Annotated in this window: 10 protein-coding genes; 7 read left to right on the top strand and 3 right to left on the bottom strand. The window is 53.3% G+C overall.

What is annotated here, in order from left to right; all coding sequences use genetic code 11:
- Positions 1-14: 14 nt before the first annotated feature.
- The 7 genes from fabF (at position 15) to ptsG (ending at position 7504) form a co-directional block, all read left to right on the top strand.
- Positions 15-1256, top strand: coding sequence for a beta-ketoacyl-ACP synthase II (fabF, locus tag FDX19_RS12930; protein ID WP_005129014.1), 1242 nt, complete (start codon positions 15-17; stop codon positions 1254-1256).
- Between the two features lie 130 nt (positions 1257-1386).
- The gene (gene pabC / locus FDX19_RS12925) at positions 1387-2196 is read left to right on the top strand and encodes an aminodeoxychorismate lyase (RefSeq protein WP_137383023.1); all 810 of its coding nucleotides are present in this window, start codon (positions 1387-1389) and stop codon (positions 2194-2196) included.
- Between the two features lie 2 nt (positions 2197-2198).
- Positions 2199-3221: a cell division protein YceG gene (gene yceG, locus FDX19_RS12920; RefSeq protein ID WP_137383022.1), complete on the top strand. Its 1023-nt coding sequence runs from the start codon at positions 2199-2201 to the stop codon at positions 3219-3221.
- Positions 3211-3852 (top strand): dTMP kinase, encoded by a 642-nt coding sequence (gene tmk / locus FDX19_RS12915; protein ID WP_137383021.1) that lies wholly within the window; start codon positions 3211-3213, stop codon positions 3850-3852. Before yceG ends, tmk begins: the two co-directional genes overlap by 11 nt.
- Entirely contained in the window at positions 3849-4853 is a 1005-nt protein-coding gene (gene holB / locus FDX19_RS12910) for a DNA polymerase III subunit delta' (protein WP_137383020.1), read from the top strand. The genes tmk and holB overlap by 4 nt, the downstream gene beginning before the upstream one ends.
- A 10-nt stretch (positions 4854-4863) precedes the next feature.
- On the top strand, positions 4864-5661 hold the full coding sequence (locus tag FDX19_RS12905) for a metal-dependent hydrolase (RefSeq protein WP_137383019.1): 798 nt from the start codon (positions 4864-4866) through the stop codon (positions 5659-5661).
- Between the two features lie 409 nt (positions 5662-6070).
- Complete coding sequence (gene ptsG / locus FDX19_RS12900) at positions 6071-7504, top strand: PTS glucose transporter subunit IIBC (RefSeq protein ID WP_137383018.1); 1434 nt, start codon at positions 6071-6073, stop codon at positions 7502-7504.
- A 54-nt stretch (positions 7505-7558) separates the two neighbouring features.
- Here ptsG and FDX19_RS12895 read toward each other — a convergent pair whose 3' ends face one another.
- The 3 genes from FDX19_RS12895 to shiA form a co-directional block, all read right to left on the bottom strand.
- Positions 7559-9337: an aminopeptidase P family protein gene (locus FDX19_RS12895; RefSeq protein WP_137383017.1), complete on the bottom strand. Its 1779-nt coding sequence runs from the start codon at positions 9335-9337 to the stop codon at positions 7559-7561.
- A gap of 15 nt (positions 9338-9352) precedes the next feature.
- Positions 9353-10807, bottom strand: coding sequence for an AMP nucleosidase (locus FDX19_RS12890; RefSeq protein ID WP_005128994.1), 1455 nt, complete (start codon positions 10805-10807; stop codon positions 9353-9355).
- Positions 10808-10925: 118 nt separating this feature from the next.
- The gene (shiA, locus tag FDX19_RS12885; protein WP_137383016.1) at positions 10926-12242 is read right to left on the bottom strand and encodes a shikimate transporter; all 1317 of its coding nucleotides are present in this window, start codon (positions 12240-12242) and stop codon (positions 10926-10928) included.
- Positions 12243-12441 lie beyond the last annotated feature (199 nt).

Below are 12441 nucleotides of genomic sequence, written 5' to 3'. Positions count from 1 at the left end.
CCTGGAGGACAACCGTGTCTAAGCGTCGTGTAGTTGTGACCGGACTGGGCATGTTGTCTCCTGTCGGCAATACCGTAGAGTCTACCTGGAAAGCTCTCCTTGCCGGTCAGAGTGGCATCAGCCTGATCGACCATTTCGATACTAGCGCCTATGCAACGAAATTTGCTGGCTTAGTAAAGGATTTTAACTGTGACGACATTATCTCGCGCAAAGAACAGCGCAAGATGGATGCCTTCATTCAATATGGAATTGTCGCTGGCGTTCAGGCCATGCAGGATTCTGGCCTCGAAATTACGGAAGAGAACGCTCACCGTGTTGGCGCCGCTATCGGCTCCGGTATTGGCGGTCTCGGTCTTATCGAAGAAAACCATACCTCTCTGGTAAATGGTGGACCGCGTAAGATCAGCCCGTTCTTCGTTCCGTCGACGATTGTTAACATGGTGGCGGGTCATCTGACCATCATGTACGGCCTGCAAGGGCCAAGCATCTCCATCGCCACGGCCTGTACTTCAGGCGTGCACAACATCGGTCATGCCGCGCGTATCATTGCATACGGCGATGCAGACGCGATGGTTGCGGGTGGAGCAGAAAAAGCCAGTACACCGCTGGGTGTGGGTGGTTTTGGCGCAGCACGTGCGCTGTCTACGCGTAACGATAACCCGCAAGCGGCAAGCCGTCCGTGGGATAAAGAGCGTGACGGGTTTGTGCTGGGCGACGGCGCTGGTATGGTGGTACTGGAAGAGTACGAGCATGCGAAAGCACGTGGCGCAAAAATCTATGCTGAAGTGGTTGGCTTTGGTATGAGCAGCGATGCTTACCATATGACATCACCTCCGGAAAATGGTGCAGGTGCTGCACTGGCGATGGTCAATGCTCTGCGTGATGCGGCGATTGAACCTGGTCGTATTGGCTATGTCAATGCGCATGGGACGTCCACTCCAGCAGGTGATAAAGCAGAAACCCAGGCCGTGAAATCGGTGTTTGGTGATGCTGCACGTAGCGTGATGGTCAGTTCAACCAAATCCATGACCGGACACCTGTTGGGTGCTGCGGGCGCGGTAGAGTCTATTTTCTCTATTCTGGCGCTGCGCGATCAGGCAGTTCCGCCAACCATCAACCTGGATAACCCGGATGAAGGTTGTGACCTGGACTTCGTTCCGCACGAGGCGCGCCAGGTTAGCGGCATGGAATACGCACTGTGCAACTCCTTCGGCTTCGGTGGCACCAACGGTTCGGTGATCTTCAAAAAGATCTAAACACCAGCAGGTGACTTACCAGGCTCTAAGAGAAAAGGCCCGCTTGTCGGGTCTTTTTTTATTCAGTTTTCAGTCCTTGTCCTGGGTGACTCATCCTGCCAAACTAGCGGACCACGAATAAGGAGCCACTATGTTCTTAATTAATGGCCGTGAGCAGGAAATGCTGGCTGCAAGCGATCGGGCGACGCAGTTTGGTGATGGCTGCTTTACCACTGCGCGTATAACCGATGGCAAAATTTGCTTTTTTGCAGCGCATCTCCAGCGTTTACAGGACGCATGCCAAACATTGTTTATCCCCTTCGATAAGTGGTCAGAACTGCAAGCTGAAATGGAAAAACTGGCTGCAGGGCATGCACGTGGCGTACTGAAAGTGATTATCAGTCGTGGTAGTGGCGGTCGTGGTTACAGTGGGGCAAGCTGTCATGAGCCGACTCGTATCCTCTCCGTCTCTGTTTACCCTGCACATTATGATAGCTGGCGAAAGCAAGGCATCGTGCTGGCGTTAAGTCCTGTTCGTCTGGGGCGCAATCCGATGCTTGCCGGGCTTAAACATCTGAATCGGCTGGAGCAGGTGCTGATCCGCTCTCATCTTGAACAGACGGACGCCGATGAGGCGCTGGTTCTTGACAGCGAGGGATGGGTTACGGAATGCTGTGCGGCTAATTTGTTCTGGCGAAAAAACGACGTGGTTTATACGCCGCGGCTGGATCAGGCTGGTGTGAATGGCATTATGCGACAATTCTGTATACGTATGCTGGCACAATCGCCTTTCCGGGTTGTCGAAGTGTATGCCGGGTTGGAGGAGGTTATGCAGGCTGAGGAAATCGTCGTCTGCAATGCATTAATGCCTGTTCTCCCCGTGCGTACCTGTGACGACAGGCCGTTGTCTTCACGTTTGTTATTCAATTTTTTAGCCCCACTTTGTGAGCACCCAAATTAGTCATGAAAAAATTGTTACTCGTTGTCCTGTTATTGCTGGTTGTGCTGGGCATTGCCGCGGGAGTGGGAATGTGGAAAGTTCGCCATCTGGCGGACAGTAAGTTATTGATCAAAGAAGAGACGATTTTTACGCTGAAAGCGGGGACGGGCCGTCTGGCGCTGGGGGAACAGCTGTATACGGACAAGGTTATTAATCGTCCGCGGGTATTCCAGTGGTTGTTACGTGTTGAACCCGAACTTTCGCATTTCAAAGCCGGAACCTACCGTTTAACGCCTGATATGACCGTGCGCGAGATGCTGCAATTGCTGGAAAGCGGCAAAGAAGCACAGTTTCCGTTACGTCTGGTCGAGGGGATGCGCCTGAGCGATTACCTGAAACAATTGCGCGATGCGCCGTATATCAAGCATACGCTGAGCGATGATAGCTACGAAACCGTCGCCAGGGCACTGAAGCTGGAAAACCCGGAATGGGTGGAAGGCTGGTTCTGGCCAGATACCTGGATGTATACCGCGAATACTACCGATGTGGCGTTGCTGAAGCGTGCGAATCAAAAGATGGTTAAAGCCGTGGATACGGTCTGGGAAGGGCGTGCTGACGGCCTGCCGTATAAAGACAAAAATCAACTGGTGACGATGGCCTCAATTATTGAGAAAGAGACCGCCGTTGCCAGCGAGCGTGACCAGGTGGCCTCGGTCTTTATTAACCGCTTACGTATTGGTATGCGCTTACAGACCGATCCGACCGTGATTTACGGTATGGGGACACGGTATAATGGCAAATTGTCGCGTGCGGATCTGGAAATGCCGACCGCCTATAACACTTATACCATCACAGGTTTACCACCGGGTCCGATTGCCATGCCTGGTGAGGCTTCGCTGCAGGCGGCCGCACATCCGGCAAAGACCCCGTATCTCTATTTCGTGGCTGACGGTAAAGGCGGTCACACGTTTAACACTAATCTTGTCAGCCACAACCGCTCCGTGCAGGATTATCTGAAAGTGCTTAAGGAAAAAAATGGGCAGTAATTACATCGTCATCGAGGGCCTGGAAGGCGCCGGAAAAACCACTGCGCGTGACGTAGTGGTTGAGACACTTGAGCAACTCGGGATTCGCGACATGGTATTTACCCGCGAACCCGGTGGGACCCAGCTTGCGGAGAAATTAAGAAGTCTGGTGCTGGACATCAAATCGGTCGGCGATGAAGTGATTACCGATAAAGCCGAAGTCCTGATGTTTTATGCCGCACGCGTACAACTGGTTGAAACCGTGATTAAGCCAGCGCTGGCAAAAGGCCGCTGGGTTATTGGCGATCGTCACGATCTGTCAACCCAGGCCTACCAGGGCGGCGGCCGTGGCATCGATCAAAACATGCTGGCAACACTGCGTGATGCCGTGCTCGGCGATTTTCGCCCTGACCTGACGCTGTATCTGGATGTGACGCCTGAGGTCGGGTTAAAACGCGCTCGAGCACGTGGCGAACTGGATCGTATTGAACAGGAGTCTTTCGATTTCTTCAATCGCACCCGCGCACGCTACCTTGAACTGGCTGCCAAAGACGCCAGCATTCGTACAATTGATGCAACACAGCCGCTTGATGTCGTGATGGCGGATATCCGCAATACCATCACCGAGTGGGTGAAGGAGCAGGGCGCATGAAATGGTACCCATGGTTACGACCGGATTTTGAAAAACTGGTAGCCAGCTACCAGGCGGGTCGTGGTCACCATGCGCTACTGATTCAGGCGTTACCCGGAATGGGTGACGACGCGCTGATTTATGCGCTTAGCCGTTATTTAATGTGCCAGCAGCCGGAAGGACACAAAAGCTGCGGGCACTGCCGTGGCTGTCAGTTGATGCAGGCAGGTACACACCCTGACTACTATTCATTGCTGCCGGAAAAAGGCAAAAGTACGCTGGGTGTTGATGCGGTACGTGAAGTCAGTGAGAAGCTCTACGAGCACTCACGTCTGGGAGGGGCAAAGGTGGTGTGGATCCCGGATGCCGCTCAGTTAACCGATGCCGCCGCCAATGCCTTGCTAAAAACGCTGGAAGAACCACCGGCGCAGACCTGGTTTTTCCTCGCCAGCACAGAACCGGCTAGATTGTTAGCGACGCTACGTAGCCGTTGTCGGTTACATCATCTTGCTCCCCCGCCTGAAACGTATGCCATTTCCTGGCTTGCCCGCGAAGTGACGGCATCTCAGGAGGCGCTACTGAGCGCATTACGGCTGAGTGCCGGATCGCCTGGTGCGGCATTAACGTTGCTACAAGCCGAAAGCTGGGCGCACCGAACCGACTTCTGTACGGCACTGGCGAACACATTGCAATCCGACGACGGGTATATCCTGTTGGCGGCACTCAATCATGAGCAAGCTGCGACCCGTTTACACTGGCTGGCAACGCTGCTTACAGATGCCCTCAAACGCCCGTATGGTGTGACCCATTTAACTAATCCTGATGCGCTGGCGTTGATATCGTCAATCGCTGAGCGGTTATCCGTCGCGCAGATACAGGCGATACTCGGTGATGTTTGTCACTGTCGTCAGCAATTGCTTAACGTGACCGGCGTAAACCGTGAACTGGTATTAACCGATCTTATTCTCCGTACTGAGCATTATCTGCAACCAGGCGCCATACTGCCTGTTCCCCATCTTTGAGAGAGACATTATGTTCTTAGTCGACTCACACTGCCATCTTGATGGTCTGGATTATCAATCTCTGCATAAGGACGTGGATGACGTGCTGGCGAAAGCGGCCGCGCGTGATGTGAAGTTCTGTCTTGCCGTTGCCACCACGCTACCGGGATACCGCAGTATGCGCGAACTGGTTGGTGAGCGTAACAATGTGGTTTTCTCATGTGGTGTTCATCCGCTAAACCAGGATGAAACCTATGATGTCGAGGATTTGCGTCGTTTTGCCGCCGAAGAGGGCGTCGTTGCGATGGGTGAAACGGGGTTGGACTATTTTTACACCCCGGAAACGAAAGTTCGCCAGCAGGAATCATTCATCCACCATATCCAGATTGGCCGTGAGTTACACAAGCCAGTTATCGTTCATACCCGCGATGCGCGTGCCGATACGCTGTCGATTCTGCGCGAAGAAAAAGTGACGGATTGTGGCGGCGTACTACACTGTTTTACAGAGGACAGGGAAACCGCGGGTAAATTGCTGGATCTCGGATTTTATATCTCTTTTTCTGGCATCGTCACGTTCCGTAATGCCGAACAGCTTCGTGATGCTGCGCGTTATGTTCCGCTGGATCGTTTGTTAGTTGAGACTGATTCCCCATACCTTGCGCCCGTGCCGCATCGCGGAAAAGAGAATCAGCCAGCCATGGTTCGTGATGTCGCAGAGTACATGGCCGTATTGAAAGGTGTTGCCGTTGAAGAACTGGCGCAAATCACCACAGATAACTTTGCCCGCCTGTTTCACATCGACGCTTCTCGCCTGCAATCAGTCCGCTAACTGAGTTTTTTTAAAGCTCGTAATTAATAAATAAAGCGAGTAAAGTTCACCGCCATTAAATGGGCGGTGAATAACCAGTTGGAAACATTCAGATACTCATTTAATCGGAATGTGCGAGTTTTTCGGCCATCCGCAGCTGAATTGTGATAGCCGTCAAACAAAAATGAGCTGAATTATTTTACTCTGTGTAATAAATAAAGGGTACTTAGATACCCTGTCCACGGCGAGGTTCTCCCCCCTCGCCAATGCGTGAGAACGTAGAAATACACAATATCATGCAAGCTGCGTCACGATGGCAAGTGAGTGAATCGCCAGGGTAAGTCACTGGGGTGAATGAACGCAGCCAACGCCGAGGCGGTTTGCAGGATGAAGTGTATAAAAGCACAAATACTCAGGAGCACTCCTAATTATGTTTAAGAATGCATTTGCTAACCTGCAAAAGGTCGGTAAATCGCTGATGCTGCCGGTATCCGTACTCCCGATTGCAGGTATCCTGCTGGGTGTCGGTTCCGCTAACTTCAGCTGGCTGCCAGCCGTTGTATCGCACGTAATGGCAGAAGCAGGCGGTTCTGTTTTTGCGAACATGCCGCTGATTTTCGCTATCGGTGTTGCGTTAGGCTTCACCAACAACGACGGCGTATCTGCTCTGGCATCAGTTGTTGCCTACGGCATCATGGTCAAGACCATGGCTGTTGTTGCGCCGCTGGTTCTGCATTTACCTGCTGAAGAGATCACAGCGAAACACCTGGCAGATACGGGTGTTCTCGGGGGGATTATCTCCGGTGCGATCGCAGCGTATATGTTCAACCGCTTCTACCGAATCAAATTGCCTGAGTACCTCGGCTTCTTTGCCGGTAAGCGCTTTGTTCCTATTATTTCTGGTCTGGCTGCCATTTTCACGGGTGTGGTCCTGTCCTTCATTTGGCCGCCGATCGGTACTGCTATTCAGACGTTCTCCCAGTGGGCGGCGTACCAGAACCCAGTCGTTGCATTCGGTATCTATGGTTTCATCGAACGCTGCCTGGTGCCGTTTGGTCTGCACCATATCTGGAACGTTCCATTCCAGATGCAGATCGGTGAATACACCAACGCTGCGGGTCAGGTATTCCACGGCGACATCCCTCGCTATATGGCAGGTGACCCGACTGCGGGCAAACTGTCCGGTGGCTTCCTGTTTAAAATGTACGGTCTGCCTGCTGCTGCTATTGCAATCTGGCACTCTGCTAAACCGGAAAACCGCGCGAAAGTGGGCGGTATCATGATCTCCGCTGCGTTGACCTCGTTCCTGACCGGTATCACCGAGCCGATCGAGTTCTCCTTCATGTTCGTGGCGCCGATCCTGTACATCATCCACGCGATTCTGGCTGGCCTGGCATTCCCAATCTGTATTCTGCTGGGTATGCGTGACGGTACATCGTTCTCCCACGGTCTGATCGACTTTATCGTTCTGTCCGGTAACAGCAGCAAGTTGTGGTTGTTCCCGATTGTCGGCATCGGTTATGCGATCGTGTACTACACCATTTTCCGTGTGTTGATCAAAGCGCTGGACCTGAAAACGCCGGGCCGTGAAGATGCGACTGAAGACAACAAAGCGGGCGCGACTGGCGAAATGGCTCCGGCCCTGGTTGCCGCGTTCGGCGGTAAAGAAAACATCACTAACCTCGATGCGTGCATCACGCGTCTGCGCGTCAGCGTTGCTGACGTTGCCAAAGTGGATCAGGCTGGCCTGAAGAAACTGGGTGCGGCGGGCGTTGTGGTCGCGGGTTCTGGTGTTCAGGCGATCTTCGGTACCAAGTCCGATAACCTGAAAACTGAAATGGATGAGTACATCCGTAACAGCTAAGCAGTAAGATGTTGGGGAGAACTAAGGCAGCCTGCGGGCTGCCTTTTTTATGCCTTAATTAGCCTGAACGCGAATCGGCGCCGTCGCAGCGAACAGCCACGGACGTGCGTCGCTGCCCACGCGTGGCGATAGCGTTTCTCTTACTTGTTGATGATAATCATCAATCCACTGTTTCTCTGCATCACTCAGCAGATGCAATTCAACAAGGTTCAGATCGATGGGGACCAGCGTCAGGCTAGAGAAGCGGCAAAAACCGGGTCGGCTGTTGATAATCTCCACCTGATTTTCAATACGGATCCCATATTGCCCAGCCAGATAATAGCCCGGTTCGATGGTGATAATGTTACCCGCTACCAAAGGCCAGGGATTTACTTTTTTGGCAATACGATGGGGTTGTTCATGGATCAGTAGCTGGTGGCCCACGCCGTGTCCTGTGCCGTGATCAAAATCCAGACCCAACTCCCAAAGTGCCCGACGGCTAAACGCATCCAATTGATGACCCTGCGTGCCGCTGGGGAATTGCAATGAGATCAGTGATAAAAACCCTTTCAGCACGGCGGTGTAATGCAGTCGTCGCTGCGGATCCTGTGGACCAAAGGCGAGTGTTCTTGTTGTATCCGTAGTACCATTTTGATACTGGCCGCCGGAATCATTCAGGTACATTGCCTGTGTGGTGATGGGCGTGTTTGTTTTCTCGCTGGAATGGTAATGGCACATCGCTGCATTGCTGGCAGAGGCGGAAATAGTACTGAAACTCTGCTCTATAAATCCTGGCTGCTGCTGGCGAAACGCCAGCTGTTTGGCTTGGGCTTCCAGTTCAGTGACGGGATTACCTGCTGCCTCGCGCAGCGGGACCTCATGCGCCAGCCAGGCCAGAAAGTTTACCCATGCGGTGCCATCCTGTTCATGGCATTCCCGATACCCTGCCAGTTCAACATCATTTTTATGAGCTTTAATCAATGTGATGGGATCGGGGGCCCAAATAACCTCTCCCCCGTTTTGTTCAATGGCGAACCGCAGCGCGACTGGCGCATAGTCTTTATCCACCAGGAAACGCTTTCCTTGGGCAAGTTGCTGGCAGCGAGGGAGAAAGTTTTCTTGCGGAGCCAGCGTGACCGTCTCCAGCAATGAGGCAGGCAGCTGCTGCGTCTTATTATTATCAACAAACCACTCCAGTTCGCCGCTGCGATGGAGCAGGGCAAACGAAAAAGGAACCGGAACCATCGCAAGATCGGCTCCACGTATATTGAGTAGCCAGGCGATGTTATCCGGTAGCGTGATCGCCAGCACGTCGGCCTGATGCTGAGTCAGTTGCTCCACTATTCGTACGCGCTTATGCGCGCTACTTTCACCGCTTATCTCAATGGGCATTTCACGAATAACACCACAGGGGGCAGCTGGACGGTCGAGCCAGATCTGGTCGAAGGGATCGCGTTCCATCGGAACCAGTTTGCAGTGAGTAGCCGACAGAGCTTCAAATTGACTGTTGACCATCAGCAGAGGTTCAAAGCCGATACGCGCACCAGAGGTGACGTAAGTCTGCAAATAGTCGGCCAGAGGTTCATCGTGCAAATGATGGATTTCAAAATCATCGAGAGAGACTTCGTTACGCACCTGGACCTGATAGCGCCCATCGACAAACATCAGCGCGCGATCGCGAAGTACCAATGCAAGGCCCGCGGAACCGCTAAAGCCGGTGAGCCAGGCCAGTTTATTGTCGTGCGGTGTGCAATCTTCGCTCTGATGCGCATCGGCGCGGGGGACAATCATGCCATCCAGTCCCTGCGCTAACAGCAGACTGCGCAGAGCGGAAAGGGGAGTTGAGTTGTGCATAGTTACCTTCAGGCCTTAACGGAACGGCGGTTCGTTGAATGTACGTAATTTGCGGGAGTGCAGCCGATCGCCTTCGGCACGCAGTCGGTCAATAGCCCGGATGCCAATTTGCAGGTGCTCAGAAATGGCCCCTTCATAAAAACGGTTGGCCTGACCTGGCAGTTTGATCTCGCCATGCAGTGGTTTGTCGGAAACACACAGCAACGTGCCATATGGGACGCGGAAGCGGTAGCCCTGGGCTGCAATGGTGGCACTCTCCATATCAATAGCGACGGCACGACTGAGGTTAAAACGAAGCGCAGAAGCGGAATAACGCAATTCCCAGTTACGGTCGTCGGTGGTGACGACGGTGCCGGTACGCAGCCGCTGTTTAACCTCTTCGCCTGGCATGCCGCTGACTTCTTTGGTGGCGTCATACAGTGCGCGCTGAACTTCGGCGATGCTGGGAATCGGAATATCCGGCGGCAGTACGGCATCCAGTACATGGTCATCGCGCAGATAGGCATGAGCCAGAACATAATCACCAATTGCCTGACTTTCGCGCAGGCCACCACAGTGGCCAATCATTAACCAGACGTCAGGACGCAGCACGGCCAGATGATCGCAAATGGTTTTGGCGTTAGAGGGGCCGACGCCGATATTAACCAGCGTGATCCCCTGACCGTCGGCGGTAATTAAATGCCAGGCGGGCATCTGGTGTTTTTTCCACGCCAGATCGGAGATGGCCTCTTCCGGTGCTTCGGTTTCTGCAGTGATCCAGATCCCACCCGCGCATGACAGCGCGATATACGGGCTGTCCGGGTCGAGGATTTGGCTGCAGCCCCAGCGTACGAACTCATCGACGTAGCGGGTGTAGTTGGTGAACAGCACAAAGGGCTGAAAGTGTTCAACCGGCGTTCCCGTGTAGTGACGCAGTCGCGCCAGCGAGAAATCAACCCGACGGGCGTCGAAGTGCGACAGCGGAGAAAATTCCGCCGGATGATAGGTACCATCTGCCGTTTCGTCACCAATTTGTGAGAGTTCGGTAGTAGGGAAATGGCGCGTTAGCCCGGCACTCATCGAACGATCAAGCGTTAACTCAGAACCGTCAATCACATACGGATAGGGGATTTCATGCTGTGATGGCTCGACAGAAATATGCGCATCATAATCCTGATACAGCAGCGTCAGTTGTTCTTCAAGATAAGGGCGAAAAAGCGACGGGCGGGTGATGGTTGTGGTATAGCAGCCTGCATGGGTAAAACGTCCGTATGCGCGCGTTTTCGGTGGGTTTGTGGCGCTGCCATCCCAGGTGACACAAAGCGATGGGTAAACAAAAAGACCGTTTTGGCGGGCGATGTCGTCAGGGAGCGTCCCTGTTTCAATATACTTACCAATGGCGCTACGCAGAGCCTTTACCGACTGCTCGTACAGCGCGTCCAGTTTATCCAGCGCCTGAGCGGGTGTCAGGCTGGAGCCCTTATTGTTCATGTCTGTCTCCTTGTTCCACAGATGTACTGCTCTCCCGATAGTATGTCACAGGAATGTGAAACAAAAGTCAGACGTTGAGGAAGATTATGCGAAGACCCTATGGCCTTCGCATAAAGGTTTACGCGTGTTGCTTATCTCTCATCAGCATTGCGGTGACGGCCGAAATAAGGCATCCGGCCATCAGGTAAATGGCAACGCTGTGCCAGTCGCCACCGGAGAAAGTCACCAATGCAGCGGCAATAAAAGGCGTAAAGCCACCGCCGACAACGCTGGCAACCTGATAACCCACGCCCGCGCCACTGTAGCGATAGCTTGCGCCAAACAGGCCGGTAAACATAGGCTGTTGTACGCAGACCACCATATCGTGCGCAATGTTGGCCAGCATAATCGCGAAGAAGACTATCCAGAAGATAGACTGCGCTTCCAGGGCCATGAAGAACGGGAAGGCGCTGAGTGTGCCGACCAGCGCTCCGGTAATATAGACGCGCCGACGGCCAAAGCGGTCGGCAAGCCAGGCAAAACAGGGGATGGTCAAACAACTCAGCCCACCCACCAGTAACCCGATATTCAGAAACAGTTCGCGCGGCAGCCCCAGGTTTTGCGTGGAGTAGTTGAGAGCAAACGCGGTAACGATGTACATCGTCAGGAGCTCACACAGACGCAGGGCGATAATTTTCAGAAATGCCCCCGGGTGACGGGTGAGTGCTTCGATAACCGGCAGCCGTTTTTTCACCAGTTGGGGTTCCTGTTTTTGCTGCTCGAATTCAGCCGATTCATCCATTCTGTTGCGCATCCATAACGCGCCCAGAACCAGCACAATGCTGAACAGGAACGGAATACGCCAGCCCCAGCTCAGGAACTGTTCATCGGTTGTTTGCGAGCTAATCAACGACACCAACCCCGTAGAGAGCAGTAGCCCGACGCCGTAACCGACCTGAACGCCGCTACTGTAGAAGGCTTTTTTATTTTTTGGGGCACTTTCAACAGAGAGTAATGCCGCGCCACCCCACTCGCCGCCAACGGCGAAACCCTGGATGGCACGTAGCGTCACCAGCAGGACAGGTGCCCACCAGCCGATGGTATCGAAAGAGGGAATGATACCAATCAGCGCAGTGGCAATCCCCATCATCCAGACGGTAAGCATCAACATACGTTTGCGGCCCAGGCGATCGCCAAAGTGGCCGAAGATTACCCCGCCTAACGGACGGAACAAAAATCCGACGCCAAAGGTGGCAAATGCGGCAAGTGTACCCATCGCCGGGCTGACCTGCGGGAAGAACTCGCGATTAAAAACCAGCGCGGCGGTGATGCCATAAAGCAGAAAATCATACCAGTCGACCACGGCACCCGCGAAGCTGCCGAGAGCGGCGCGTCGGGCACGGTTAAGCGATGTGGTGTCCTGCTGGGGACCCGTGGAGGTGAGGGTGGAATCCATAGTTATCCTGTCTGTACTGTTTTTTAATTATTAGTATTGGAGTTAGGTTACGCACATTGCAGTCGAGATATAAACGACTGTAATGAGACTACCGCGACAGACGCGAAGATAAAACGTTTTTATCCCTTACGGGAGGGCAAGATGAAAAATAAGACGATTGAAGAAATTTAAAATCCTGTTTAGTGCCCTTGAAAGGCAC

The organism is Citrobacter sp. wls619 (genome assembly GCF_005281345.1).
In the GTDB taxonomy this organism is placed as follows: Bacteria; Pseudomonadota; Gammaproteobacteria; order Enterobacterales; family Enterobacteriaceae; genus Citrobacter.
This window is presented reverse-complemented; position numbering and strand designations above follow the sequence as displayed.